Below are 24,997 nucleotides of genomic sequence, written 5' to 3'. Positions count from 1 at the left end.
CTTCCAACCTTTGACCGGGTGGAAGGTGGTATCTATTTACCACCCTTCCCCCGCGCTTCCTCCTTAGGCTGAATCCCTCAGCCCTACTCAAGGAAGACGCCATGCCTGATAACAATCCACTGTTGCAGCACTGGGACCTGCCGCCCTGGCCGGACATCCGCGCCGAGCACCTGGTGCCTGCCATCGACACCCTTGTTGCCGAAAACCGCCAGGCCATTGCCGGGATTATCGCGAGTCAATCCACGATCCCGAACTGGGATGATCTGGTATTGGCCGTTGATGAAACCGATGCGCGTCTGGATGAGGCCATGGGTGTCATCGAAACCCTTTCTATGGTGAAACATGAGGGCAAGGCCTGGGACGCAGCCAGCGCGACTTGCAGCGACGCCGCTGCGCAGTACAAATCTGAAAAGATGGGCAATCACGCTCTGTTCCGGGCTTATCAGCGGCTGGCGCAGAGTCCGGCTGCGTCGAATTACGATGAGCCGCGCAAAGCGGTTTTGAACAAGATTCTGCGCCGGTTTCGCTTGTCCGGCATCGAACTGCCCATCGACCAACAGCAGACGCTGGCCCGGCTGAATCGCGACATCGGGGTGCTGCAAAGCCTGTTCATGACCCACCTGGAAGGCGCCAGCGCAGCCTGGACCAAGCGCATCGACGACGTCTCGCAATTGCGCGGTTTGTCTGCGGCGACACTGGAGCGTCTGGCAGTCAACGCGCAACTGGCAGGGCACGAAGGCTGGCTGATGCGTCTGGACCAGGACACTTTCACTCGCGTCATGGCCTATGCCGAAGACCGATCCCTGCGCGAAGAATATTTTGTCGCCTACTCCACCCGGGCTTCCGATCAAGGTCCGCACGACGGGCATTTCGATAATGGTCCGGTGCTGGAGCTGCTGTTGTCCATGCGTCACCAGAAAGCCAGGTTGCTGGGGTATGAGAACTTCGCGCAACTCAGCCTTGTAACGGAAATGGCCGAATCCACCGAGCAAGTCACCGGTTTCCTGCGGCGGCAAATCGTGCAGGCAGCACCGGAACTCGAGAAGGACGCACAAGAACTCAAGGCATTTGCGCTTGAGCGCGGCATTATTGAGGTCAAAGCTTGGGATCACGAGTTTCTCGCCGAACAACTACGCCAGCAACGTTTCGGCGGGGCGTTGAAAGAACTGAGATCGTACTTTCCACTGGACGGGACGCTGCATCGACTTTGCCTGTTCAGCGAGCGCATGTTTGGCATCCAGATCGTCGAACAGCGGGTAGTCAGCCGCTGGCATGACAGCGTGCGCCTGTTTGAAATCAGCGAGCATGGCCAGGTCGTCGGGCACATTTACCTCGACCCTTTTCATCGGGATGAAGCGCCGGACTTTGCCTGGACCTCCACGCCACGAAATCGGCGGCTGGATGCCGAAGGTCGGTTGACGCTGCCGATCGCCGTGCTTCATGGCAACTTCACGCCCGGGAACGCCGAGCGTCCTTGCCTTCTCGCCCATAAGGACCTGCGCGTTCTGTTCCATGAATTTGGCCATTGCTTGCAGCACGTGCTGACCCGCTCGCCTCACCATCGCCTGTCCGGTATTACCCAGCTGGGACGCGACACGGCAGAATTCACCGGGCAATTGTTCGAACTTTGGTGCCTGTCAGGGGAGTTTGTGCTGTGGCTGGCCGCACACCACCAGACCGGCGAGCGCCTGAGCGAAGCACGCGTCGATGCAGCGCTGGCAGCCATTCGCACCCATACCAGTCGGCAAACCGCAGAGCTGTTAATGGCGTCATTGTTCGACTTCGAATTGCACCGCAACCAAGGTGATGGCCGAAGCGTTGAACACATTTTCGACGACGTGCTGCGAGAGATCCCTCACCTGCAACTGCCGCCCTATTGTCGGTTTGCCAACAGCTTCGATTACATGGTGACCGGGTACGCGGCGTCGGTTTACGCCTACAAATGGTCGGGCGTACTGGCGACCGAGGCGTTCAAACGGTTTCAGCGCGAGTGGGTGTTCAACCCGCAAACAGGCAAGGCCTTTCGCGAAGCCTTTTTTTCACCGGGGGATTCGCGCTCGCTGCTGGTGGCCCTGGAAGAATTCCAAGGACGCCCGATCGCCGACAGCTTTTTCGCGATGCCGGCCAGTAGCGGCTGCCCGATGCACTGATGCTTATTCGACGTGGGCGGATTTGAACCAATTCTTCATCGAGCAGGCCGCAAACGGGCTGGTGCTGCAATCGCCGTTGGCGAGCGCGGTCCGAAGCTTGTCGGCATCGGCCTGCATCATGTAACGCACACCGTCCTTGAAATGGGTGCTGTCACCAAAGCCGCCCTGGGTCATTTCGCTCAGGGCGTCGTCCTTGCTCCAGCCTTGCACCACCACCCGATACATCGCCGACATCAGGCCGGTGCGGTCCGAACCGTGTTTGCAGTGCATGAGCACCGGGCCATGGGATTCGGCGGTCTGGATGGCACGAAGGGCTTTGAGCACCTGGGCGTCATCCACGTGATTGGTGCGATAGGGCAGTTGCACCTGAGTAATGTCCGGCGCGGTCAACCAGCTTGAATCCGACTCGGGCAGAAAATTGATGACGGTCGCGACGTTGAGTTTTTTCAGCAACGATACGGCGCCGCTGTCGGGCAAGGCGCTGCGGTAAAGCGTCGGGGTCATTTGGTAGAGGTTGTATTGCACCTCGACCGGCTGGGCCCATTCCGCCGGGCGGGGCAAATCGGCGTCGTCCGCAAAGGCCACCGTCAGGTTGAAAAGTGCGGCCAGCGACAACAGGCATGTAGCAGGTAAGAAGCGCAATCGGGGCATGCTCGGACGACCGTGTGGGGAAAAATGGTTAGGTGCCACTAGCTTCCGCCCTGAGCAGTCAAAGGCCCGTGAGACTTCTGTCAAAGAACCGTGAATTGAAGGATTTAAACCTGCTTTCGTACGGACTGGCGCTTAATAAAAAAAAGCGGTACTAAAACCCCATACCGCTTTAAGTAATTACTCAAGATGCATGCGCATGAATACTTAAAAGTTTCATGCGCTCAATAACAATCAAGGATTAACGATTTTCGAATACGCCGTCGCCAGAGCAATCAGAACGGCCTTGTCCTGGGCATCGACATTCCTGTCACCGTTCACGTCAGCCGGGCTTTGACGCATGGAGAAGGTTAAACCACCGTCATTCGAAACGGCTTCATGGGTGCTAGAGTCCAGCAGGGAGTACGTAGGCGTACGGTGTTCCGGGTCGTAACCCTCTTCTTTCAAAGCAAACTGCATGGACACCCGAACTTCTTTCGGACTAACGACAGACGGGGCCAACAGTTGTAGAAAGACACCGCGCTGATTGTAATTCGACATTAATTAAATCCTTTTAATAGTGAGAACACGACAACTTCGTGTGAAGCGCATAATACCGATGGATTATAACTAAGCTACTTTCGATCTGTTTCTCATAATTACAAGAAACTCATTAGTAATAAACAACCCTTCAAGACTTAACACCTTTTCAGGTGCCGAACGGCACTGGCCTATTCGGTCGCGGCCATATACTGTATGAATATACAGCTTGAGGATCATATCGATGGCGACCCCACTGCCCCCTCGCGGCCGCGGCACCGCAACCAACCCGCACAACCGCTTCGCGCCGAATCGCTCGGTGGCCGAGGATGACGGCTGGTATCAGGAAGCGCCCGTCACGCAGGGCACGGAAGTGCGCATCGAAACGGCGAAAACCATCATCACCCGCAACAACTCACCGGATTTGCCCTTTGACCGCTCGATCAATCCTTACCGCGGCTGCGAGCACGGTTGCATCTACTGCTACGCACGCCCCAGCCACGCCTATTGGGACATGTCACCGGGGCTGGACTTCGAAACCAAACTGATCGCCAAGACCAACGCCGCCGATGTGCTGGAAGAACAGCTGTCCAAACGCGGCTATCAATGCGCGCCGATCAATCTGGGCTCCAACACCGATCCCTATCAGCCGATCGAGCGCGAACACAAAATCACCCGCAAGACCCTTGAAGTGCTCCTGCGTTATCGGCATCCCGTGACGATCATCACCAAGGGCTCGCTGATTCTTCGGGATCTGGACCTGCTGGCCGAACTCGCCGAGCGACGGCTGGTGGCGGTGATGATCAGCCTCACCACCCTCGACGATGAGCTCAAACGCATCCTCGAACCGCGCGCGGCTGCGCCCAAGGCTCGGCTGCGCGCCATACGGGTAATGCACGAAGCCGGCATCCCGGTGGGCGTGCTGTGTTCGCCGATGATTCCGATGATCAACGACAGCGAACTTGAAAGCCTGCTGGCCGAGGCCCATGCAGCCGGTGCCCAGAGTGCGGCTTACATGATGTTGCGTCTGCCGCTGGAAGTGGCGCCGCTGTTCGAAGAATGGCTGGCCGCCCACTATCCGCAGCGTGCCGCTCATGTGTTGAGCCTGATCCGCCAGAGCCGTGGCGGTGAACTCTACGACAGTCGGTTTGGCAGCCGGATGCGCGGTGAAGGGCCGTTTGCCGACTTGCTGGCGCAACGCTTTGCCAAAACCATCAAACGACTGGGGCTCAATCGGCGCGAAGGTTTTAATCTGGACTGCGACGCCTTCTGTCCGCCGGGTCGCCAGATGTCGTTGATTTGAGGACAATTGGCCTATGGTTGAGTAGTGGGAAATGCACTTGGCCATTACGCTGGTCACGTTTTTAGTGACCTGGAACACACGTACTAGAGCGCTTGATTCAGTTTGAGTTAAGTTTCGGCAGTTACCTTGCTCATCGAGTGACTGACGGGTCGAGATCTTCGGCCTGGATGTTTTTTAAACAGCCACTGGCTTCACACCGGACAAAACGGGAAAATTCCCTGACTCCGCCAAAGAGGATGAATCATGAGTGACAAGGATAAACAGCCGTTGGCTGCGTCGGCTTCAGCCCAACCCGAGGCGGAAACCGCCGATGCAGCGCTGAAGCATATCGTTGACGGCTTTTTGCATTTTCATCACGAGGTTTTTCCCCAGCAGGAAGAACTCTTCAAAAAACTCGCCACGGCCCAGAGCCCCCGAGCGATGTTCATCGCCTGCGCCGATTCGCGCATCGTTCCTGAACTGATCACCCAAAGCGCCCCCGGCGATCTGTTCGTGACCCGTAACGTCGGCAACGTTGTGCCGCCTTATGGGCAGATGAACGGCGGTGTCTCCACGGCCATCGAATACGCGGTCCTGGCCCTCGGCGTACAGCACATCATCATTTGCGGGCACTCCGACTGTGGAGCGATGCGCGCCGTACTCAACCCGCAAAGCCTGGAAAAAATGCCGACGGTCAAAGCCTGGCTGCGTCATGCGGAAGTGGCGAAAACCATGGTCCAGGAAAACTGCCATTGCGCTGACGAAAGCGAAAGTATGCACGTCCTCACCGAAGAGAACGTGATCGCCCAGCTTCAGCATTTGCGCACTCACCCTTCGGTCGCCTCGCGTATGGCCAATGGTCAGCTGTTTATCCATGGCTGGATCTACAACATCGAAACCAGCGAAATCAGAGCTTACGACGCGGACAAAGGGTGTTTCCTGCCGCTCGATGGCAGCCATCCGATTCCCGTGGCGACGCCCAAAGCGCGCTTCTAAATCCTCCCAAGCGTGGTTTAGCCGAGGTTGCTGATCAAGCAGCCTGGCTTTGCCACGCCTGAAGAAAACATGGGGAGATGTCACCATGCGTGCCGCTCAACTCAAAGCTGTTCTGCCACGGGAGCTGCTGGCGTCCGTGGTTGTGTTTCTGGTCGCCCTGCCCTTGTGCATGGGCATCGCCATCGCCTCGGGCCTGCCGCCAGCCAAGGGTTTGATCACCGGGATCATTGGTGGCCTGGTGGTGGGCTGGCTGGCCGGCTCACCGCTGCAAGTCAGTGGCCCGGCGGCGGGTCTTGCGGTTCTGGTGTTCGAACTGGTGCGCCAGCATGGCATTGCCATGCTCGGGCCTATTCTTCTGCTGGCGGGTTTTCTACAACTGGTGGCCGGGCGCTTGAAGCTGGGCTGCTGGTTTCGGGTCACGGCGCCTGCGGTGGTGTACGGCATGCTTGCCGGGATTGGCGTACTGATCGTGTTGTCACAGGTGCATGTGATGCTCGACGCCGTGCCCAAGCCCTCGGGACTGGATAACCTTGCAGCCTTCCCGGCGGCCGTCCTCCAGGCCTTGCCCTCCCTTGGCTGGCAAGCCGGTTTGCTTGGGCTGTCGACGATTGCGGTGATGTGGCTGTGGGAGAAATTCCGCCCCCACCCCCTGCGTTTCATTCCCGGCGCGCTGCTTGGCGTAGGTCTGGCGACGGTCGCCAGCCTGATGCTCGCCTTGCAGGTCAAACGCGTGGAAGTCCCGGCCAACCTGGCAGAAGCCATCGACTGGCTGAAGCCCGCCGACTTGCTCAATCTGGCTGACCCGACCTTACTGATCGCCGCATTTGCCGTGGCGTTTATCGCCAGCGCCGAGACCCTGCTCTCCGCAGCGGCAGTGGACCGCATGCACAGCGGCCAGCGCTCCGATTTCGATCGGGAATTGTCGGCTCAGGGCGTCGGCAACATGCTCTGCGGTCTGCTTGGCGCGCTGCCCATGACCGGTGTGATCGTGCGCAGTTCAGCCAACGTCCAGGCCGGCGCCACCACGCGAATGTCGGCGATCTTCCACGGTCTGTGGTTGCTGGCTTTTGTCTTGCTGCTGTCCAGCGTGCTGCAAAGCATTCCGGTAGCAAGCCTGGCGGGCGTGCTGGTGTACACCGGTTTCAAACTGGTCGACCTCAAGGCCTTTCGCGGTCTGGGCCGTTATGGCCGGATGCCGATGTTCACTTACGCGGCGACGGCGCTGGCAATCATCTTCACCGACCTGTTGACCGGCGTGCTGATCGGCTTCGGATTGACCCTGGCCAAACTGGCCTGGAAGGCCTCGCGGTTGAAAATCAGCCTGATCGACCTGCCTGCCGAAGGTGAGATGGAGTTGCGATTGACGGGAGCAGCAACCTTTCTCAAGGTGCCGGCGTTGACCCAGGTGCTGGGGACCATTCCCCCAGGCGCGACGGTGCATGTGCCGCTCAACAACCTGAGCTACATCGATCACTCGTGTCTGGAGTTGCTGGAGGAATGGGGCCGGGCCAATGCGGCCAAGGGGTCGAAGCTGCTGATTGAAGCGCGGGGGTTGAAGCGTCGGTTGGAGGGGCGTTTGCGGACCACTTCCGGAGTCGGTTCCGCCACATAAATCGCCCTCCTGTAGGAGCGAGACTTGCCCGCGAAGGCGTCTTCAAATACGCCAAAAGCTTCGCGGGCAAGCCTCGCTCCTACAGGGGGATATTGCGTTAGGCCGCTGGCTGATCCAGCGCCAGCCCTACACCCAGCTGGCGCGACAGGCACGGCCAGCGCTTCCATGCGGCGCCGGTGTCCGGGCTGTTGAGTTTTTCGCGATAAGCCTCCACGGACTCCAGCGCGAAACTCTCTTCATCAAGCATCTCGTCCACCGCGTGATGAACCGCCTCGTCCAGCTGGTTGGCGAAGTCCTCGCCGATCAGTTGGTGGGCAATCAGGTTGGCGACAGTCATGTCCAAGGGGATCAGTGGCTGGCCAAAATGCTTGATGTACAGGTCATTGACCTCTTCAACCAACCGATGCGCCAGATAAGCTTCGTCCAGCAGGCTGTCCAGACCGACATGACCGGTCATGATTGCCGGTGGCTGGAGGAAGAACTGCTCGGCGATGTTCAGCACCGGCTTGATCTGTGATTCGATACCCGCTTCCCTGGCGACTTCATTGGCTGCGTCCAGCAGGTCCGGCACTTGCTCTATATACGCGGCCACAAAACGCGTCATCACGCCGTTGGCGTCGACATCCGGCAATTGGATGGCGGAGTGAAGGTGTGGCAATTGAGTTTCAAGCTGACGCGTCAGCAGGCCGGTTTCGGCCTCGTGTTGTTGGGCTTTTTGGATCTGCTCGCGCAATGCGGCGGTGTTCATGAAAACTCCAGGAAACAAAGGCAATGAAATAGGGAAGACATAACTTAGCTGGCTTATGAAAAATGCTAAGACGCATTTGTCATAATTGTTTCATTATTGAGACGCCTCCGTTATATCGATTTGCCACCACTCGTCTGCATCCTTCTCCATTCGTGCCCTTGAACGCAAGTCCCACCTGTTTCAGATCATTTACGCCATCACGTTGCGAGGTAGCAGTCGCTGTCTATACTCGGGTGGGAATGGAGTTAGCTGATGACGCCCGACTGCACACGCAGCAAGGCTCGGCGATTCAAGTTTCGTAGTCTGAAAAAGCCGCTCCCTTGCCGCAGGTGAAAGCCGGCGGGATAACAAGAACGATAAGGGGAACCCGCAATGATGCGACATCCACACGTCTGGATGGGCCTCCTGTTGTGGTCGATTTTCAGCCAGGCGCAAGCCGCCTGGACTGTGAATATGGCGCCGGGAGCGACTGAAATCAGTCACGCAGTATTTGACCTGCACATGACCATTTTCTGGATCTGTGTAGTGATCGGCATCATCGTCTTCGGCGCCATGTTCTGGTCGATGATGGTCCACCGCCGCTCCACGGGGCAGGTGGCCGCAAAATTTCATGAAAGCACCACCGTTGAAATCCTCTGGACCATCGTGCCCTTCCTGATCCTGGTGGCCATGGCGGTTCCTGCGACGGCAACCCTGATCAAGATGTACGACGCCAGTGAGCCGGATATCGATATCCAGGTCACCGGCTATCAGTGGAAGTGGCATTACAAATACCTGGGCCAGGACGTCGAGTTCTTCAGCAACCTGACGACCCCCGCCGACCAGATCCACAACAAGGAAACCAAGGGCGAGCATTACTTGCTCGAGGTCGACAAGCCGCTGGTGCTGCCGATTGGCGCCAAGGTGCGCTTCCTCGTGACGTCGGCCGACGTTATCCACTCCTGGTGGGTACCGGCCTTTGCGGTCAAGCGCGATGCGATTCCGGGGTTCGTCAACGAAGCCTGGACCCGCGTCGACAAACCCGGCATCTACCGTGGCCAGTGCGCCGAGTTGTGCGGCAAAGACCACGGCTTCATGCCGATTGTGGTCGAGGTCAAGGAAAAGGCCGATTACGAAAAATGGCTGGCCGAGCGCAAGGCCGAAGCCCTGCAGCTTAAAGAGCTGACCAGCAAGGAGTGGACCCTCGACGAACTCAAAGAGCGCGGCGACAAGGTCTATCACACCACCTGCGTCGCCTGTCACCAGGCCGAAGGTCAGGGCTTGCCGCCGATGTTCCCGGCGCTCAAGGGCTCGAAAATCGCTACCGGACCGATCAAGGATCACCTGAGCATTGTCTTCCACGGCAAGCCCGGCACCTCCATGGCGGCGTTCGGCAAACAGCTCTCGGAAGTCGATATCGCAGCGGTCGTGACCTACGAACGTAACGCCTGGGGCAACAACAAAGGCGACATGGTCACTCCTAAAGAAGTGCTGGAGCTGAAACAGGCGGAAAGCAAATGACCCGGTCTATTGCGCAACCAAGGAACCGGTCGGGGCAGCGCGCCCCGGCCTGCCCAGCCCATCTGTTTGCAGGAGACACGCCATGAGCGCCGTCATCGATGACCATGGTCATGCCGATCACGCCCACGGTCCCGCCAAAGGCCTGATGCGTTGGGTGCTGACCACCAACCACAAGGACATCGGCACGCTGTACCTGTGGTTTGCGTTTTCCATGTTCCTGTTGGGCGGCTCGTTCGCGATGGTGATTCGCGCCGAGCTGTTCCAGCCGGGACTGCAAATCGTCCAGCCGGAATTCTTCAATCAGATGACCACCATGCACGGTCTGGTCATGGTGTTCGGTGCGGTGATGCCAGCGTTCGTCGGCCTCGCCAACTGGATGATCCCGTTGATGATCGGCGCGCCCGACATGGCCCTGCCCCGGATGAACAACTTCAGCTTCTGGCTGTTGCCGGCGGCATTCATCCTGCTGGTGTCGACCCTGTTCACCCCCGGCGGTGGACCGAACTTCGGCTGGACGTTCTACGCCCCGCTGTCGACGACCTACGCACCGGAAAGCGTGACCTTCTTCATCTTCGCCATCCACCTGATGGGGATCAGTTCGATCATGGGTGCGATCAACGTGATCGCCACCATCCTCAACCTGCGCGCCCCCGGCATGACGTTGATGAAAATGCCTCTGTTCGTCTGGACCTGGCTGATCACCGCGTTCCTGCTGATCGCGGTAATGCCGGTACTGGCCGGGTGCGTGACGATGATGCTGATGGACATCCACTTCGGCACTAGCTTCTTCAGTGCCGCCGGTGGCGGTGACCCGGTACTGTTCCAGCATGTGTTCTGGTTCTTCGGTCATCCCGAGGTGTACATCATGATCCTGCCGGCCTTCGGTGCCGTCAGCTCGATCATCCCGACCTTCTCGCGCAAACCGCTGTTTGGCTACACCTCGATGGTCTACGCCACGGCGAGCATCGCGTTCCTGTCGTTCATCGTCTGGGCGCACCACATGTTCGTGGTCGGCATTCCGCTGGTGGGCGAGTTGTTCTTCATGTACGCCACACTGCTGATCGCGGTGCCGACCGGGGTGAAAGTGTTCAACTGGGCCAGCACCATGTGGCAAGGCTCACTGACCTTCGAGACACCGATGCTGTTCGCGGTGGCCTTCGTGATCCTGTTCTCCATCGGGGGCTTCTCCGGGCTGATGCTGGCCATCGCCCCGGCAGACTTCCAGTACCAAGACACCTACTTCGTGGTCGCGCATTTCCACTACGTACTGGTGCCCGGGGCGATCTTCGGGATTTTCGCCTCGGCCTACTATTGGTTGCCGAAATGGACCGGCCACATGTACGACGAAACCCTCGGCAAGCTGCACTTCTGGCTCTCGTTCATCGGCATGAACATGGCGTTCTTCCCGATGCACTTCGTGGGGCTGGCGGGCATGCCGCGGCGGATTCCGGACTACAACCTGCAATTCGCCGACTTCAACATGGTGTCGTCGATCGGCGCGTTCATGTTCGGCGCCACGCAGATCTTCTTCCTGTTCATCGTGATCAAGACCATCCGCGGCGGCGAGCCGGCACCGGCCAAACCGTGGGATGGCGCGGAAGGCCTGGAGTGGAGCATCCCGTCACCGGCGCCGTATCACACCTTCACCACACCGCCGGAAGTGAAATGAACAGCCTTGCCTTTGTGGAAGCGAGCTTGTGTGGCGAGGGAGCTTGCTCCCGCTCGGCGGCGAAGCAGACGCCAAGCTTTTGGGGCCGCTTCGCGACCCAGCGGGAGCAAGCTCCCTCGCCACAAAGGCCCGCTCCTATCGGGTTATGCGTAGAGGCTGGAAACCATGGCTGATTCGATTTCGATGAAGAAGCTGGTCACCCGCCTGCTGTTGGTCGTGGTGGCGATGTTTGTCTTCGGCTTTGCCCTGGTGCCGATCTACGACGTGATGTGCAAGGCGTTCGGCATCAACGGCAAGACCGGCGGGCAGTACGAGGGCGAGCAGACGGTCGACACTTCGCGCCAGGTGCGCGTGCAGTTCCTGTCGACCAATTCCGCCGACATGTCCTGGGATTTCTATCCCAAAAGTGACGAACTGACGGCTAACCCGGGGGCCGTGAACGAGATGATTTTTATCGCGCACAACCCGACCGACAAACCGATGAGCGCCCAAGCAGTGCCAAGCATCGCGCCGAGCAATGCAGCGGCGTACTTCCACAAGACCGAATGTTTCTGCTTTACCCAGCAAGTGCTGCAGCCCGGTCAACGGATCGAGATGCCGGTACGTTTCATCGTTGACCGCGACATGCCCAAGGAAGTGAAGCACCTGACGCTGTCCTACACGCTGTTCGATATCACCGCCCGACATCCACCGGTCGCTGTAAACACTGGCGGCTGAGCGTGCCCGATAAGGAGAACAATAAATGGCAACTCATGAGCACTATTACGTACCGGCCCAGAGCAAATGGCCGATCATTGCCACGCTCGGTATGTTCGTCACCGTGTTCGGCCTGGCCACCTGGTTCAACGACCTGAAGGCGGCGCGGCCGGAGTCTCACGGCCCGCTGATCTTTTTCGTCGGTGGACTGCTGCTGGCCTACATGCTGTTCGGCTGGTTCGGAACCGTGATCAAGGAAAGTCGTCAAGGGTTGTACAGCGCACAGATGGATCGCTCGTTCCGCTGGGGCATGAGCTGGTTCATCTTCTCGGAGGTGATGTTCTTCATCGCGTTCTTCGGCGCTCTGTTTTATGTGAGAACTATTTCCGGCCCGGCGCTCGGGGGTGAAGGGGCCAAAGGCCTCGCTCATATGCTCTGGCCTAATTTCGAGTTCGTCTGGCCGTTGCTGAACAACCCTGACTCAAAACTGTTTCCGCCGCCCAAGGAAGTCATCAGTCCCTGGGGCCTGCCGCTGCTCAATACCGTGTTGCTGGTGAGTTCCAGCGTCACCGTGACCATCGCCCACCACGCCTTGAAAAAGGGCCATCGCGGTGCGCTGAAAATCTGGCTGGCGATCACCGTATTGCTGGGCTGCGCGTTCCTCGGTTTTCAGGCCGAAGAATATATGCACGCCTACAACGAACTGGGCCTGACGCTGGGTTCGGGCATCTACGGCGCAACGTTCTTTATGCTCACCGGCTTCCACGGCGCCCACGTGACCATGGGCACCATCATTCTGTTTGTGATGCTGATGCGGATCATGCGCGGGCACTTCGATAACGAACACCAGTTCGGGTTTGAAGCGGCGAGTTGGTATTGGCACTTCGTGGACGTGGTGTGGATCGGTCTCTTCGTTTTCGTCTACGTGCTCTGAGGCGTTACCAAGGCGCAGTAGAAACCAACTGGCCGCTGAAAAATCCCCAGGCAATCAAGCCGACGGTGATGGCGGCCAGGGCAACACGAACACTCAAGGCAATGACGAGGCGGTTCGAGCTGCTGTCGTCCTTGACCAGAAAAAACAGGCCGCTGAACAGGCTGACAACCGTGGCAATCAGCATCAGGACGATGGCTGCTTTGAGCATGGTGGGACTCCGGGGGGAAGGCGATGCACTTGAGTATAGCTATCGCAACCATCGACTTTCTGGCGACGCCATGAAGCGCTTCCGGCCGGGTATCGTGCCGACCCTGGTGGTCGCACTTCTATTGCCCATGCTGGTGTCACTCGGGTTCTGGCAATTGAGCCGGGGCGCGGAGAAAAGCGCGCTGTTGCAAAGCTACTCCGAGCGCCGGGCGGCTGAACCGATGGCCAGTACCGAGCTGCCACACACCGAGGATCCGGCTTTTCGCCGGGTTCGAATTCACGGTCAGTTCGATGCCGCACACAGTCTGCTGCTGGATAACCGCCAGCGCGACGGCAAGGTCGGCGTCGAACTGCTGCAACCGTTTCAGGATCAGGCGACCGGGCTCTGGTTGCTGGTCAATCGTGGCTGGCTGCCGTGGCCGGATCGGCGCACCCCGCCGCAGTTCACTACACCGACTCAGGCCCTGAGTCTGGATGCCTGGGTTTACGTCTCCCCTGGCGCCACCTTCCAATTGCACGCCGACCCAAGCACCACCACGTGGCCACACCTGATCACTGCCGTCGAACCGGCCAAGCTGTGGACGACGCTCGACCGTGACGGTTTTGCCTACGAGTTACGCGCAGAAGCCGGCCCCGCGTCCTACCAGGCCGATTGGCCCGTAGTGGCCATGGGGCCGGAAAAACATATCGCTTATGCCGTGCAGTGGTTCGCCATGTCGATCGCCCTGTTCGGCCTTTATCTCTATCTCGGCTGGCACAACGCAAAGGAGAAACACCATGGGAGCGGCCATGAATCCACCCAGCATGTCTGAGGCGAAAACGCCGGTGAGTCGGCGCAAGGGCCGGTTGCAGTTATTGCTGATCCTGATGGGGGTGATCGGTCCGATGATCCTCGCCACGGGCATGTACAAATTGCAGTTCTGGGTGCCGGAGGGCCGCAGCTATCACGGCGAGCTGATCGGAAACGGCCAGACCCGTGCCGAGCTTGGCGTGCAAGCGCAAGAGGACCGTTGGCAATTGCTGGTCACCGCGCCCAAGGAGTGCTCGGTGGACTGCCAGCAACTGGTGTACCTGGCGCGGCAGGTCCAGATCGGCCTCAGCCGCGATGCGTCACGCGCCAGCCACGCACTGGCTGCTGCGCAACCGCTGACGGCCGATTACGACGCCAAGCTGACCCGCGAATACCCGCAACTGCAACGCTACCCAATGGACCTGACCACCTTCAGCGCTTTCAATAAAAAAAGCGGGACCGGCGACAAAGCCGCACCACAACTGTGGATCATCGACCCGCACGGCAATCTGGTGCTGCGCTATGACCCGACGGTGAAGGGCAAGGACTTGCTCAACGACCTGCGTCATCTGTTGAAACTGTCGAACATCGGATAAGGGCATCGTCATGGCCAAACCTGGATTTCGCCTCGCGCTGTTTGCCACCTTGCTGGCACTGATTGTAGTGTTGCTCGGCGCCTACACCCGCCTGACCCACGCCGGCCTCGGCTGTCCGGACTGGCCGGGGTGCTACGGCTTTATAAGCGTGCCGAAAAGCGAAGCCCAACTGGCCCATGCCGAATTGCATTTTCCCGATGCGCCCGTCGAAGCCCACAAAGGCTGGAACGAGATGGTCCACCGCTATTTCGCCGGCACCCTCGGGTTGTTGATTTCAGTACTGGCCGGTCGCGCCTGGGTGCACCGCCGGCATCCGGGGCAATCGGTGAAGTTGCCGTTGTTTCTGCTGGCGGTGGTGATCGCCCAAGCGGCGTTCGGCATGTGGACGGTGACGCTCAAGCTCTGGCCGCAGGTGGTGACCGGGCATTTGCTCGGCGGGTTTGCGACATTGAGTCTGTTGTTTTTGCTGACATTGCGATTGTCCGGCGTATTGCCGGCGCTGACCGTGCCACGGCGTTTGCAGCACTGGGCGACGGCCGGGTTGCTGCTGGTAATCCTGCAAGTCGCCCTTGGGGGCTGGGTCAGTTCCAACTATGCAGCCGTGGCGTGCATCGACTTCCCGACCTGCCATGGGCAATGGCTGCCACCGGCTGATTTCGCCAACGGTTTTCACCTGACCCAACACATCGGCCCCAATTACCTCGGCGGGCAACTGGACAGCGATGCCCGCACGGCGATTCACCTGACTCACCGCATCGGCGCGTTGTTGGTAACGCTCGTGCTGCTGGGGCTGGCCTGGCAACTGAAAGTGGTTGGCATGACGCGCTTGGCCGGACTGGTGCTGATCGCACTCGCCGCGCAAATCACCCTCGGCATCAGCAACGTCTTGTTCCACTTGCCGCTGCCCGTCGCCGTCGCGCACAACGCGGGTGGCGCAGCGCTGCTACTGACAATGGTGCTGGTCAATTATCACGCGCGAACCAGCCTGGTTCGGGTCAAACAGCAAAATCCTGCGCGCTGGCGGTTCAGCCCGCGCAAACACTCAGCCGGGCCCATAACAATAAAAGGAGAGATGCCATGGCGACTCTGATCGGCGAACGTCACAGTCAGGCGATCTGGCGTGACTACCTGGAGCTGACCAAGCCGAAAGTGGTGGTGCTGATGCTCATCACCTCGCTGGTCGGCATGTTCCTCGCGACCCGCGCCGGGGTGCCGTGGACGGTGCTGGTGTTCGGCAATCTGGGGATCGCGTTGTGTGCCGGCGGTGCGGCGGCGGTGAACCATGTGGTGGACCGGCGTATCGATGCAGTGATGGCGCGTACCCACAAACGTCCCTTGGCAGAAGGTCGGGTATCACCGGCGGCGGCGCTGACGTTTGCCTTGGTATTGGCGGTGCTTGGGCAAGCCGTACTGCTGGCCTTCACCAACGCGCTGACCGCCTGGCTGACCCTCGCGTCCTTGCTTGGTTATGCGGTGGTCTACACCGGCTTCCTGAAACGCGCGACGCCGCAGAACATTGTCATCGGCGGCCTGGCTGGTGCGGCCCCGCCGTTGCTCGGCTGGACCGCTGCCACTGGCCATATCAGCGCCGAACCCTTGCTGCTGGTCCTGATCATCTTTGCCTGGACCCCACCACACTTCTGGGCCCTGGCCATACACCGCAAAGAGGAATACGCCAAGGCTGACATCCCGATGTTGCCGGTGACCCATGGCGAGCATTACACCAAGGTCCACATCCTGCTTTATACCTTCGTGCTGCTGGCCGTCAGCCTGATGCCCTACGTGATCCACATGAGCGGCATGCTCTACCTGATTTGCGCCCTGGGACTGGGCGCAAGGTTTCTGCAATGGGCCGTGGTGCTGTACCGTGGCACTCGGCCGCACGCGGCGATCAACACGTTCAAGTACTCTATTTACTACTTGTTCCTGCTGTTTATCGCGCTGCTCGTAGACCACTACTTATTGTTGAACCTATGACTCGAACTCAGAAAACCGTCTTTATCCTCGTCGCCCTGATCGCGCTGGTCATGGGCCTGACCATCAACAAAGTGCTGTCCGGCAAAGGCCAGGGCGATCCGACAGCATTGATCGACGCCGGGATCATTTTGCTGCCGCAAAGCCGCAACCTGCCGGACGTGACGATGACCGATCAGGACGGCAAGCCAGTGATGGTCAACGAGCTGAAAGACAAGTGGTCACTGCTGTTCTTCGGCTACACCTTCTGCCCGGACATCTGCCCGACCACCCTCGCCCAGCTGCGCCAGATCAAAAGCGAACTGCCGCCAGAGGCCGTGGCGAAGTTGCAGATCATCCTGGTCAGCGTCGACCCGAACCGCGACACGCCCAAACAGCTCAAACAGTACCTGGGCTACTTCGATCCGCAGTTCACAGGCCTGACGGCTTCGTCGGTTGAAGACATTCAGAAACTGGCCAATGCGGTGAGCATTCCGTTTATTCCGGCAGATACCAGCAAGCCGAATTACACGGTTGATCACAGCGGCAACCTGGCGGTGATCGGCCCGGACGGGACACAGCGTGGGTTCATTCGCGCACCGCTGAATAACGCCAAGTTGGTGGCGCAGTTGCCGGTGATGCTGAACCGCAAATAAGCGACGTCCTCTGTAGGAGCCAGGCTTGCCGGCGAAAGCGCCCGTGAGATCGCCTTCGCCGGCAAGCCTGGCTCCTACAGGGGACGGTGTTTCAGGCATAAAAAATGGGGCGCATTCAATGCGCCCCATTTTTCGTTCAAGCGGTAGATCAGAACGCCGGCAATACCGCGCCTTTGTACTTCTCGAGGATGAAGGCCTTCACTTCCGGGCTATGCAGGGCAGCAACCAGCTTCTGCATCGCTGCGCTGTCCTTGTCGTCCGGGCGGGCTACGAGGATGTTCACGTAAGGCGAGTCGTTGCCTTCGATGACCAGCGCGTCCTTGGACGGATCGAGCTTGGCTTCCAGCGCGTAGTTGGTGTTGATCAGCGCCAGGTCGACCTGGGTCAGCACGCGCGGGATGGTCGCGGCTTCCAGCTCACGGAATTTCAGGTCCTTGGGGTTCTCGGTGATGTCCTTGACGGTCGACAGGATGTTGTTCGAATCCTTCAACTTGATCAGGCCGGCCTTGGCCAGCAGCAACAGTGCACGACCGCCGTTGGTAGCGTCGTTCGGGATCACCACGTTGGCGCCGCCCGGCAGCTCGGTCAGTGCCTTGTACTTGCTGGAGTAAGCGCCCAGCGGTTCCAGGTGCACACCGGCAACGGCGACCAGGTCGGTGCCCTTGGCCTTGTTGAACTCATCGAGGTACGGCTGGTGCTGGAAAAAGTTGGCGTCCAGGCGTTTTTCGGCGACCTGCACGTTTGGCTGGATGTAGTCAGTGAACACTTTGACTTTCAGGTCCACGCCTTCTTTGGCGAGGGCCGGTTTGACGAATTCGAGGATTTCCGCATGCGGGACCGGGGTGGCTGCGACGGTCAGGGTGTCCGCGTGGGCGGAAAATGCTGCAACGGCTGCGAACGCGACGAATAGTTTTTTCATTCAGCTAACTCCTTGTGGGGCACCCGCTTGCGGCGCCCGTTTGGCACCTGCCAGCGAATGGCCGGCTCAATCTTATTTACGTGAGAAATGGACGACCAGTTTGTCGCCAACCATTTGCAGAACCTGCACCAGCACCAGCAACAGCACCACGGTGACGATCATCACATCGGTCTGGAAACGCTGGTAGCCGAAACGGATCGCCAGGTCACCCAACCCACCGGCGCCGACCACCCCGGCCATCGCCGTGTAGGACACCAGTGTAATAGCCGTCACCGTAATCGCCGCGTAAATGCCCGGGCGGGCTTCTGGCAGTAAGGCGTTGATGATGATCTGCCGGGTAGTCGCTCCCATGGCCTGGGTGGCTTCGATGATGCCGCGATCCACCTCGCGCAGAGCGGTTTCCACCAGTCGCCCGAAGAACGGCGTGGCGCCCACCACCAGCGGCGGGATCGCACCGGCGACGCCGAGCGAGGTGCCGGTGATCAGCACGGTGAACGGGATCATCACGATCAGCAAAATGATGAACGGCAGCGAACGCAGGATGTTCACCGCCAGTGACAGCACGGCGTAGAGGGCTCTGGATTCCAGCAACTGACGCGGACTGCACAGGAACAACAGCACGCCCAGCGGGAGGCCGAGCAACACGGTGAACAACAGCGAACCGAAGAGCATCAGCAGGGTATCGCCGGTGGCCAGCCAGATTTCGAACCAGTCGATATTAACGAAGAAACTTGTCAGGACTTCCATTAGCGCAGGACCTCCATGTGGACGTCAGCCGCGGTGAAGTGGGCGAACGCCGCCTCCATGTCGCCACCGGTAACAGCCAGGGTCAATTGCCCATAGGGGACGTCTTTGATGCGGTCGATACGACCGGCCAGGATGCTGTAGTCCACACCCGTTTCCCGAGCGACGGTGCCCAGCAATGGCGCGTAGGTCGCTTCGCCCTGGAAAGTCAGACGCACGATGCGGCCCGGCACGTGAGCGAAGTCGTCACGCTGTTCGCTTTCATCGATCTGATCGTCTTCTTGCACGAAACGCTTGGTGGTCGGGTGATTGGGATGCAGGAACACCTGGGCGACCGAACCTTGCTCGACGATCACACCCGCGTCCATGACTGCGACCTGGTCGCAGACCCGGCGGATCACGTCCATCTCGTGGGTAATCAGGACGATGGTCAGTTTCAGCTCGCGATTGATCTCGGCCAGCAATTGCAGGACCGACGCCGTGGTCTGCGGGTCCAGGGCGCTAGTGGCTTCGTCGCACAACAGAATTTTCGGCTTGGTCGCCAGGGCGCGGGCAATGCCGACGCGCTGCTTCTGGCCGCCGGACAGCTGCGCCGGGTACTTCTTGGCGTGGTCGGACAAGCCGACCCGAGCCAGCAACTCGGCGACACGCTGGTCGATCTCGCTGCGCGACAGTTCACCGGCCAGGGTCAACGGCAGCGCGACGTTGTCAGCCACGGTCTTGGACGCCAGCAGATTGAAGTGCTGGAAAATCATCCCGACCTGCTGGCGGAAGCGGCGCAGGCTGTTGGCATCGAGCGCCGTGACTTCTTCGCCGTCGACGAAGATCTTGCCGCCACTGGATTCTTCCAGGCGATTGATCAGACGCAGCAGGGTACTTTTTCCCGCGCCGGAGTGACCGATCAGGCCGAAGACCTGACCGTTCTCAATCGACAGACTGGTCGAGTGCAGAGCGGGGATATCCTTACCGGCGACGCGGTAGGTTTTGTGGACGTTTTGAAACTCGATCACGTAGCGAACCTTGTGGGGCGCGTTGGAATAGGGTCAGCAGTTAGCCGGGCGCGCATTTTAGCCTGTCCGTATAGAGGTTATTAGCATTTATTCCGCATTCAACCTTCCATTTGGCAATAACGCGATCGAAGGTTAGAAAAAAGGAACGGCTAAAAAGCTCGCCAGTCACTAATAAGGCAACTCGAAAACGCCCCCGGTGCCGTGCCTGGGGAATGCATATAAGTCCTGGCTACGGGATCGCAACGAGGAGTTTACGACTGATGAGCACTAAAAAGCCTGCCGCACCCAAAAGCGCACTGGCCGGGACCGATACCCTGGACCGCGGCAACACCAATGCCAAGCTCGATAGCCTGGAAAAATTCCGCTCCGACGCCACCGAGCAAGCCCTGCGGACCAATCAGGGCGTGAAGGTTTCGGACAACCAGAACACCTTGAAGGTCGGCGCCCGCGGGCCGTCGTTGCTGGAAGACTTCATCATGCGTGAAAAAATCACGCATTTTGACCATGAGCGGATCCCGGAGCGCATCGTCCATGCACGGGGCACTGGCGCTCATGGTTTTTTCCAGACCTATGAAAACCATTCCGTACTGACCAAGGCCGGTTTCCTACAGGACCCGGGCAAGAAAACCCCGGTCTTCGTGCGCTTTTCCACGGTGCAGGGACCGCGCGGGTCAGGCGATACCGTGCGGGACGTGCGAGGTTTCGCCGTGAAGTTCTTCACCGACGAAGGCAACTTCGACCTGGTGGGCAACAACATGCCGGTGTTTTTCATTCAGGATGCAATCAAGTTTCCTGACTTCGTGCATGCTGTGAAACCGGAGCCACACAACGAGATTCCTACCGGCGGCTCGGCTCACGACACCTTCTGGGACTTCGTTTCTCTGGTACCGGAATCAGCGCACATGGTGATCTGGGCCATGTCCGACCGGGCGATCCCGAAAAGCCTGCGCAGCATGCAAGGCTTTGGCGTGCATACGTTCCGGTTGATCAACGCCGAAGGGAAGTCGCGCTTCGTCAAATTCCACTGGCGCCCTACCGCCGGTACTTGCTCACTGGTGTGGGATGAAGCGCAGAAGCTGGCCGGCAAAGACACCGACTACCACCGTCGCGATCTGTGGGAATCGATCGAGATGGGCGACTACCCGGAATGGGAACTGGGCGTGCAGGTCATCGAGGAAGAAAACGAACATAAATTCGACTTCGATATCCTCGACCCGACCAAGCTGATCCCGGAAGAACTGGTGCCGATTACCCCGCTGGGCAAGATGGTGCTCAACCGCAACCCGGACAACTTCTTCGCTGAAACCGAGCAAGTTGCGTTCTGCCCGGGCCATATCGTGCCAGGCATCGACTTCTCCAACGATCCTTTATTGCAGGGACGGCTGTTTTCCTACACCGATACGCAGATCAGCCGACTCGGCGGGCCGAACTTTCACGAGATTCCGATCAACCGCCCGGTGGCGCCGTTCCATAACGGCCAACGGGATGCGTTGCATCGCACCACCATCGACAAGGGACGCGCATCCTACGAGCCGAACTCCATCGACGGTGGCTGGCCGAAGGAGACGCCGCCCGCCGCGCAGGACGGTGGGTTCGAGACCTACCCTGAGCGCATCGATGCCAACAAGATTCGCCAACGCAGCGAGTCGTTCAGCGACCATTTCTCCCAAGCGCGCCTGTTTTTCCACAGCATGAGCAAGCACGAACAGGAACACATCATCTCGGCGTACAGCTTTGAGCTGGGCAAGGTTGAGCGTGAGTTCATCCGGGCGCGTCAGGTGAATGAGATCCTGGCCAATATCGACCTGGAACTGGCAAAGCGCGTGGCGCAGAACCTCGGCTTGCCCGCGCCGAAGGCTGGCACCGTTGAAGTGCGCAAGACTTCGCCGGACCGCTCACCCGCCTTGAGCCAGGCCAATCTGCTGCCCGCAGATATCAAAACCCGGAAAGTGGCGATTCTCGCGGCCAACGGTGTCGATGGTGCTGCGATTGATGCGATGAAGAAGGCGCTGAAGGCCGAAGGTGCGCACGCCAAATTGCTCGGCCCGACTTCCGCGCCGGTGACCACCGCCGATGGCAAAACACTGCCGGTGGACGCTTCGATGGAAGGCTTGCCTTCGGTGGCATTCGATGCGGTATTCGTGCCCGGTGGCGCGGCGTCGATCAAGGCGTTGAGCACTGATGGCGTGGCGCTGCATTACCTGCTGGAGGCGTACAAGCACTTGAAGGCGATTGCGCTGCATGGCGAGGCGAAGCAGTTGCTGGATGTGTTGAAGCTGGAGGCTGATGCGGGGCTGATCGTGGGTGCGGATGCCAAGTTGATCAAACCGTTTTTTGCCGCGATCGGGCAGCATCGGGTTTGGGATCGGGAGCCGAAGGCCAAGGCGATTCCGGCTTAAAGTGTTGTATTGCTAGATGAGACGCCTTCGCGGGCAAGCCTCGCTCCTACAGAGTTTCGTGTCGTTCATTACATTAGCGAACGACACACATCCTGTAGGAGCGAGGCTTGCCCGCGAAGGTTTTTAGGGTTTACGAGGGCTCAACACCATCTGCGCCGGAACGTTGCGCAGGATCTGCTTCTCAAGGTTCAGATCAAACCCTGAATCCAGCTTCTTCACCCGTTTGGTGAGCAATGTGGCCAGCCAAGGGAAATCCTGAGTACGCGGCGCCTGGATGCTGACATCGCACTGGTAATTCACCACATCGGCGGCGATCGCATCCAATTGACGACGAAGCTTGGTCATATCGGTGAGGTTCAACGCAATCGTGGTGCTTTCAGCCGTAGGATCGATGACTTTGGCCTGTGGCTTGGCCTCGGCAGCCATGAGCGCCGCTTCAGCCCTGTCCAGCTCAGCTTTACGGGCATTAACGATGGCGTTGTTGACCCCACCCGTCAGCGCCGGAGCCTTTGGCATCAATGCCCGAGCCCGAGCCAGCGCCGTGGCGGCCGCATTCACATCACCCTTTTGCAACACGATCTGGCTGCGGCGCAAATAGGCTTCGGCCAATTGCCGCTGATATTGCACAAGGGATGGATCGTCGGGCGACTGGGCCTGCAAGGTTGCCAGTTGATCTTCGGCAGTGGCCAGCTCGCTGCTGGCCAGGTTTTGTTCCAGCTGCGCGATGGCCGTGGCCCGTGCATCGGTCGCCACAGTGGTGGCCGATGGCGTGCTTTGGCAAGCGCCCAGTAGCAGCGAAAATGCGACAAGGAGCAGATAACGGGAGGCTAACAGCTTCATTCCTGCGACTCTCTATTTGCGCAAAAAACGAGCAAGTCTACACCCCTCGACGGGGCAGGACAAAACTCAGCAGAAACAGTGCGGCGGCCGTCACAACAATCGATGGGCCCGCCGGGGTGTCCTTGAACCACGACAGCGCCAGCCCGCCACAGACCGCGAGCATGCCCAGCAGGCTCGCGCCCAGTGCCATCTGCTCCGGCGAGCGGGCGTGACGTTGTGCCGCAGCCGCCGGGATGATCAACAGCGAAGTAATCAGCAACACACCGACGATTTTCATCGCCACAGCGATCACCACCGCGATCAGCAACATCAGGGTCAGGCGCAGCGCCGGCACGGGCAAACCTTCCACCCGGGCCAGTTCTTCATGCACCGTGATTGCCAGCAATGGCCGCCACAATGTCAACAGCAACGCGAGAACGCCGGCGCTGCCGCCGAGTATCCAGGCCAGGTCGGTCGGGCTGATCGCCAGCAAGTCACCGAACAGGTACGCCATCAGGTCGATCCGCACTTCGTGCATGAAGCTTAGTACGACCAGACCCAGAGAGAGCGTGCTCGGTGCGAGAATTCCCAAAAGTGTGTCGGACGCCAGCGGCTGCCGCTGTTGCAACGTCACCAGCAACACCGCCAACAGCAAACAGCCGACGGTGACCGCCACCGTCGGGCTGACATCCAGCAGAAAGCCCAACGCCACTCCGAGCAAGGCCGCGTGGGACAAGGTGTCGCCGAAATAGGCCATGCGCCGCCAGACCACAAACGAACCCAACGGTCCTGCGACCAGTGCCAAAGCCAGACCTGCAAGCAGGGCGTAGAGCAGAAAATCAGCCATGCTTGCAGCTATCTCCATGGACATGGGTGTGGGCCGCCGGGACCGCGCTGACTACCGAACCATGCAGGTCATGGGCGTGGTCGTGGTGGTGGTGATAAATCGCCAGGCTTTGTGCGTTCTTTCCGAACAGCTCGACGAAAGCCGGATCGCCGCTGACCTGTTCCGGGTGCCCGGAGCAACAGACATGACGATTCAGGCAAACCACCTGATCGGTGGTGCTCATGACCAGGTGCAAATCATGGGAGACCATCAACACGCCGCAGCCGTGACGGTCGCGCAGGCGCGTGATCAGGCTGTAGAGCTCGGCTTGGCCGGCCACGTCGACGCCTTGCACCGGTTCGTCGAGCACCAGCAGTTCCGGCTCACGCAGCAGGGCCCGAGCCAATAGCACGCGCTGCATTTCACCACCGGAAACACTTTGCACCGGACTGTCGATCACTTGCTCAGCGCCGACTTCCTTGAGTGCCGCCAAGGCCCTGGCGCGGTCCACGCCCGGCACCAGACGCAAGAAGCGCAGCACGGACAGCGGCAGCGTCGGATCGACGTGAAGTTTTTGCGGCATGTAACCGACCCGCAGTTTCGGCTTGCGCCAGACGCTGCCACTGTCCGGCTTCAACAGGCCGAGCACGGCGCGCACCAGCGTGGTTTTGCCAGCGCCGTTCGGGCCGATCAGGGTGACGATCTGCCCCGGCTCGACGCTCAGCTCGATGTTATCCAGCACGTTTTGCCCGGCAAAGGTGACGGCAACGTTCTCGAGGCGGATCAGCGCATTGCTCATTAAGCCCCCTGGCAACCCGAGCAGAGGCCGACCACTTCGACGGTCTGGCCTTCGACGACGAAACCGACGTCCTTGGCGCTGCTGATGATCGCGTCGCTGATGGATTTCTGTTCGAGCTCGATGGCGGCGTGGCATTCGCGGCAAATCAGGAACTGGCCTTGGTGGGCATGCTCCGGGTGATTGCAGCCAACGAAGGCGTTGAGCGAGGAGATGCGGTGGACGAGGCCGTTTTCCAGCAGGAAATCCAGCGCACGGTACACGGTTGGCGGCGCGGCGCGGCGGCCGTCCTGCTCACTGAGTACCGCGAGAATGTCGTAGGCACCCAGCGGCTTGTGGCTTTGCCACACCAGCTCCAGCACCCGCCGACGCAAGGCAGTCAGGCGCAGGCCTTGACGTGCGCACAAGGCATCGGCCTCAGTCAGTGCGCTATGCACGCAATGAGAGTGGTCGTGGGGACGGCTGGCAATCGGTGTTTTAGGCATGAGCGGCGACGAGTTTTGTGAGAGACGTTATTATGTTACCCGT

General features: G+C 59.6%; 25 protein-coding genes. 14 read left to right on the top strand and 11 right to left on the bottom strand.

Features of this window, described 5'->3' with window-relative positions; translation table 11 throughout:
* Positions 1-101: 101 nt before the first annotated feature.
* Complete coding sequence (locus tag ACA051_RS00435; RefSeq protein WP_497373054.1) at positions 102-2,150, top strand: M3 family metallopeptidase; 2,049 nt, start codon at positions 102-104, stop codon at positions 2,148-2,150.
* Positions 2,151-2,153: 3 nt separating this feature from the next.
* On the opposite strand, the gene ACA051_RS00430 is transcribed toward ACA051_RS00435, so the two are convergent.
* Together ACA051_RS00430 and ACA051_RS00425 are read right to left on the bottom strand one after the other, a co-directional pair.
* Positions 2,154-2,801, bottom strand: coding sequence for a phosphatase domain-containing protein (locus tag ACA051_RS00430; protein ID WP_497306792.1), 648 nt, complete (start codon positions 2,799-2,801; stop codon positions 2,154-2,156).
* Positions 2,802-3,032: 231 nt separating this feature from the next.
* Positions 3,033-3,338 (bottom strand): hypothetical protein, encoded by a 306-nt coding sequence (locus ACA051_RS00425; RefSeq protein ID WP_497306790.1) that lies wholly within the window; start codon positions 3,336-3,338, stop codon positions 3,033-3,035.
* Positions 3,339-3,561: 223 nt separating this feature from the next.
* On the opposite strand from ACA051_RS00425, the gene ACA051_RS00420 reads away from it, so the two are divergent.
* The 3 genes from ACA051_RS00420 to ACA051_RS00410 all read left to right on the top strand — a co-directional run bounded on the left by ACA051_RS00420 (position 3,562) and on the right by ACA051_RS00410 (position 7,207).
* Positions 3,562-4,620, top strand: a complete 1,059-nt coding sequence (locus ACA051_RS00420; protein ID WP_497373052.1) for a PA0069 family radical SAM protein — start codon at positions 3,562-3,564, stop codon at positions 4,618-4,620.
* A gap of 243 nt (positions 4,621-4,863) precedes the next feature.
* The gene (locus ACA051_RS00415; RefSeq protein WP_109627117.1) at positions 4,864-5,595 is read left to right on the top strand and encodes a carbonic anhydrase; all 732 of its coding nucleotides are present in this window, start codon (positions 4,864-4,866) and stop codon (positions 5,593-5,595) included.
* Positions 5,596-5,680: 85 nt separating this feature from the next.
* Positions 5,681-7,207 carry a SulP family inorganic anion transporter gene (locus tag ACA051_RS00410; RefSeq protein WP_497306787.1) on the top strand — a complete coding sequence of 509 codons (1,527 nt, stop codon included), beginning with the start codon at positions 5,681-5,683 and terminating at the stop codon, positions 7,205-7,207.
* A gap of 97 nt (positions 7,208-7,304) precedes the next feature.
* Here the strand turns inward: ACA051_RS00410 and ACA051_RS00405 are convergent, their stop codons facing one another.
* On the bottom strand, positions 7,305-7,955 hold the full coding sequence (locus tag ACA051_RS00405; protein WP_497373050.1) for a hypothetical protein: 651 nt from the start codon (positions 7,953-7,955) through the stop codon (positions 7,305-7,307).
* A gap of 372 nt (positions 7,956-8,327) precedes the next feature.
* On the opposite strand from ACA051_RS00405, the gene coxB reads away from it, so the two are divergent.
* The 4 genes from coxB (at position 8,328) to ACA051_RS00385 (ending at position 12,754) form a co-directional block, all read left to right on the top strand.
* On the top strand, positions 8,328-9,455 hold the full coding sequence (gene coxB, locus ACA051_RS00400) for a cytochrome c oxidase subunit II (protein WP_497306783.1): 1,128 nt from the start codon (positions 8,328-8,330) through the stop codon (positions 9,453-9,455).
* A gap of 82 nt (positions 9,456-9,537) precedes the next feature.
* Entirely contained in the window at positions 9,538-11,124 is a 1,587-nt protein-coding gene (gene ctaD, locus ACA051_RS00395) for a cytochrome c oxidase subunit I (protein ID WP_461956485.1), read from the top strand.
* 165 nt (positions 11,125-11,289) lie between these two features.
* Complete coding sequence (locus ACA051_RS00390) at positions 11,290-11,841, top strand: cytochrome c oxidase assembly protein (RefSeq protein ID WP_497306781.1); 552 nt, start codon at positions 11,290-11,292, stop codon at positions 11,839-11,841.
* Positions 11,842-11,866: 25 nt separating this feature from the next.
* Entirely contained in the window at positions 11,867-12,754 is an 888-nt protein-coding gene (locus ACA051_RS00385) for a cytochrome c oxidase subunit 3 (protein ID WP_497306779.1), read from the top strand.
* 4 nt (positions 12,755-12,758) lie between these two features.
* On the opposite strand, the gene ACA051_RS00380 is transcribed toward ACA051_RS00385, so the two are convergent.
* Positions 12,759-12,962, bottom strand: coding sequence for a twin transmembrane helix small protein (locus tag ACA051_RS00380; protein ID WP_094469789.1), 204 nt, complete (start codon positions 12,960-12,962; stop codon positions 12,759-12,761).
* A gap of 70 nt (positions 12,963-13,032) precedes the next feature.
* On the opposite strand from ACA051_RS00380, the gene ACA051_RS00375 reads away from it, so the two are divergent.
* The 5 genes from ACA051_RS00375 to ACA051_RS00355 are packed head-to-tail and all read left to right on the top strand — an operon-like array spanning position 13,033 to position 16,956.
* On the top strand, positions 13,033-13,773 hold the full coding sequence (locus ACA051_RS00375; RefSeq protein ID WP_497373048.1) for an SURF1 family protein: 741 nt from the start codon (positions 13,033-13,035) through the stop codon (positions 13,771-13,773).
* Positions 13,739-14,347 (top strand): PA_0111/PP_0108 family redox-active disulfide protein, encoded by a 609-nt coding sequence (locus ACA051_RS00370; RefSeq protein ID WP_497306775.1) that lies wholly within the window; start codon positions 13,739-13,741, stop codon positions 14,345-14,347. Before ACA051_RS00375 ends, ACA051_RS00370 begins: the two co-directional genes overlap by 35 nt.
* A 10-nt stretch (positions 14,348-14,357) precedes the next feature.
* On the top strand, positions 14,358-15,437 hold the full coding sequence (locus ACA051_RS00365) for a COX15/CtaA family protein (protein ID WP_497373046.1): 1,080 nt from the start codon (positions 14,358-14,360) through the stop codon (positions 15,435-15,437).
* Positions 15,425-16,324 (top strand): heme o synthase, encoded by a 900-nt coding sequence (gene cyoE / locus ACA051_RS00360; protein WP_497306773.1) that lies wholly within the window; start codon positions 15,425-15,427, stop codon positions 16,322-16,324. Before ACA051_RS00365 ends, cyoE begins: the two co-directional genes overlap by 13 nt.
* Complete coding sequence (locus ACA051_RS00355; RefSeq protein ID WP_497306772.1) at positions 16,321-16,956, top strand: SCO family protein; 636 nt, start codon at positions 16,321-16,323, stop codon at positions 16,954-16,956. Before cyoE ends, ACA051_RS00355 begins: the two co-directional genes overlap by 4 nt.
* A 148-nt stretch (positions 16,957-17,104) precedes the next feature.
* Here the strand turns inward: ACA051_RS00355 and ACA051_RS00350 are convergent, their stop codons facing one another.
* The 3 genes from ACA051_RS00350 to ACA051_RS00340 form a co-directional block, all read right to left on the bottom strand.
* The gene (locus ACA051_RS00350; RefSeq protein WP_497306770.1) at positions 17,105-17,875 is read right to left on the bottom strand and encodes a MetQ/NlpA family ABC transporter substrate-binding protein; all 771 of its coding nucleotides are present in this window, start codon (positions 17,873-17,875) and stop codon (positions 17,105-17,107) included.
* A 72-nt stretch (positions 17,876-17,947) separates the two neighbouring features.
* The gene (locus ACA051_RS00345) at positions 17,948-18,622 is read right to left on the bottom strand and encodes a methionine ABC transporter permease (protein WP_497306768.1); all 675 of its coding nucleotides are present in this window, start codon (positions 18,620-18,622) and stop codon (positions 17,948-17,950) included.
* Complete coding sequence (locus ACA051_RS00340; protein WP_497306766.1) at positions 18,622-19,629, bottom strand: methionine ABC transporter ATP-binding protein; 1,008 nt, start codon at positions 19,627-19,629, stop codon at positions 18,622-18,624. The genes ACA051_RS00345 and ACA051_RS00340 overlap by 1 nt, the downstream gene beginning before the upstream one ends.
* A gap of 260 nt (positions 19,630-19,889) precedes the next feature.
* On the opposite strand from ACA051_RS00340, the gene katE reads away from it, so the two are divergent.
* A complete protein-coding gene (katE, locus tag ACA051_RS00335; protein ID WP_497306764.1) occupies positions 19,890-22,028 on the top strand; it encodes a catalase HPII in 2,139 nt (712 codons plus the stop codon).
* Between the two features lie 123 nt (positions 22,029-22,151).
* On the opposite strand, the gene ACA051_RS00330 is transcribed toward katE, so the two are convergent.
* The 4 genes from ACA051_RS00330 to zur are packed head-to-tail and all read right to left on the bottom strand — an operon-like array spanning position 22,152 to position 24,954.
* The gene (locus ACA051_RS00330) at positions 22,152-22,868 is read right to left on the bottom strand and encodes a PA5502 family lipoprotein (protein WP_497306763.1); all 717 of its coding nucleotides are present in this window, start codon (positions 22,866-22,868) and stop codon (positions 22,152-22,154) included.
* A gap of 37 nt (positions 22,869-22,905) precedes the next feature.
* On the bottom strand, positions 22,906-23,694 hold the full coding sequence (gene znuB / locus ACA051_RS00325; RefSeq protein WP_497373044.1) for a zinc ABC transporter permease subunit ZnuB: 789 nt from the start codon (positions 23,692-23,694) through the stop codon (positions 22,906-22,908).
* The gene (gene znuC, locus ACA051_RS00320; RefSeq protein WP_497306759.1) at positions 23,687-24,472 is read right to left on the bottom strand and encodes a zinc ABC transporter ATP-binding protein ZnuC; all 786 of its coding nucleotides are present in this window, start codon (positions 24,470-24,472) and stop codon (positions 23,687-23,689) included. Before znuC ends, znuB begins: the two co-directional genes overlap by 8 nt.
* Positions 24,472-24,954 (bottom strand): zinc uptake transcriptional repressor Zur, encoded by a 483-nt coding sequence (gene zur, locus ACA051_RS00315; RefSeq protein WP_010465632.1) that lies wholly within the window; start codon positions 24,952-24,954, stop codon positions 24,472-24,474. Before zur ends, znuC begins: the two co-directional genes overlap by 1 nt.
* Positions 24,955-24,997: the final 43 nt, after the last annotated feature.

Source organism: Pseudomonas sp. LBUM1669, from assembly GCF_059695705.1.
Note: the sequence above shows the minus strand (reverse complement) of the source record. Positions and strands in the feature narration are given on the sequence as shown.

Coding starts and splice junctions, on each gene's coding strand:
- ACA051_RS00370 (WP_497306775.1), top strand. CDS start 13,739: ATGGGAGCGGCCATGAATCCACCCAGCATGTCTGAGGCGAAAACGCCG.
- ACA051_RS00350 (WP_497306770.1), bottom strand. CDS start 17,875: ATGAAAAAACTATTCGTCGCGTTCGCAGCCGTTGCAGCATTTTCCGCC.
- ACA051_RS00375 (WP_497373048.1), top strand. CDS start 13,033: ATGAAGCGCTTCCGGCCGGGTATCGTGCCGACCCTGGTGGTCGCACTT.
- ACA051_RS00405 (WP_497373050.1), bottom strand. CDS start 7,955: ATGAACACCGCCGCATTGCGCGAGCAGATCCAAAAAGCCCAACAACAC.
- ACA051_RS00415 (WP_109627117.1), top strand. CDS start 4,864: ATGAGTGACAAGGATAAACAGCCGTTGGCTGCGTCGGCTTCAGCCCAA.
- ACA051_RS00330 (WP_497306763.1), bottom strand. CDS start 22,868: ATGAAGCTGTTAGCCTCCCGTTATCTGCTCCTTGTCGCATTTTCGCTG.
- zur (WP_010465632.1), bottom strand. CDS start 24,954: ATGCCTAAAACACCGATTGCCAGCCGTCCCCACGACCACTCTCATTGC.
- ACA051_RS00420 (WP_497373052.1), top strand. CDS start 3,562: ATGGCGACCCCACTGCCCCCTCGCGGCCGCGGCACCGCAACCAACCCG.
- ACA051_RS00355 (WP_497306772.1), top strand. CDS start 16,321: ATGACTCGAACTCAGAAAACCGTCTTTATCCTCGTCGCCCTGATCGCG.
- ctaD (WP_461956485.1), top strand. CDS start 9,538: ATGAGCGCCGTCATCGATGACCATGGTCATGCCGATCACGCCCACGGT.
- ACA051_RS00435 (WP_497373054.1), top strand. CDS start 102: ATGCCTGATAACAATCCACTGTTGCAGCACTGGGACCTGCCGCCCTGG.
- ACA051_RS00430 (WP_497306792.1), bottom strand. CDS start 2,801: ATGCCCCGATTGCGCTTCTTACCTGCTACATGCCTGTTGTCGCTGGCC.
- ACA051_RS00345 (WP_497306768.1), bottom strand. CDS start 18,622: ATGGAAGTCCTGACAAGTTTCTTCGTTAATATCGACTGGTTCGAAATC.
- ACA051_RS00425 (WP_497306790.1), bottom strand. CDS start 3,338: ATGTCGAATTACAATCAGCGCGGTGTCTTTCTACAACTGTTGGCCCCG.
- ACA051_RS00365 (WP_497373046.1), top strand. CDS start 14,358: ATGGCCAAACCTGGATTTCGCCTCGCGCTGTTTGCCACCTTGCTGGCA.
- ACA051_RS00410 (WP_497306787.1), top strand. CDS start 5,681: ATGCGTGCCGCTCAACTCAAAGCTGTTCTGCCACGGGAGCTGCTGGCG.
- znuC (WP_497306759.1), bottom strand. CDS start 24,472: ATGAGCAATGCGCTGATCCGCCTCGAGAACGTTGCCGTCACCTTTGCC.
- katE (WP_497306764.1), top strand. CDS start 19,890: ATGAGCACTAAAAAGCCTGCCGCACCCAAAAGCGCACTGGCCGGGACC.
- znuB (WP_497373044.1), bottom strand. CDS start 23,694: ATGGCTGATTTTCTGCTCTACGCCCTGCTTGCAGGTCTGGCTTTGGCA.
- coxB (WP_497306783.1), top strand. CDS start 8,328: ATGATGCGACATCCACACGTCTGGATGGGCCTCCTGTTGTGGTCGATT.
- ACA051_RS00390 (WP_497306781.1), top strand. CDS start 11,290: ATGGCTGATTCGATTTCGATGAAGAAGCTGGTCACCCGCCTGCTGTTG.
- cyoE (WP_497306773.1), top strand. CDS start 15,425: ATGGCGACTCTGATCGGCGAACGTCACAGTCAGGCGATCTGGCGTGAC.
- ACA051_RS00385 (WP_497306779.1), top strand. CDS start 11,867: ATGGCAACTCATGAGCACTATTACGTACCGGCCCAGAGCAAATGGCCG.
- ACA051_RS00380 (WP_094469789.1), bottom strand. CDS start 12,962: ATGCTCAAAGCAGCCATCGTCCTGATGCTGATTGCCACGGTTGTCAGC.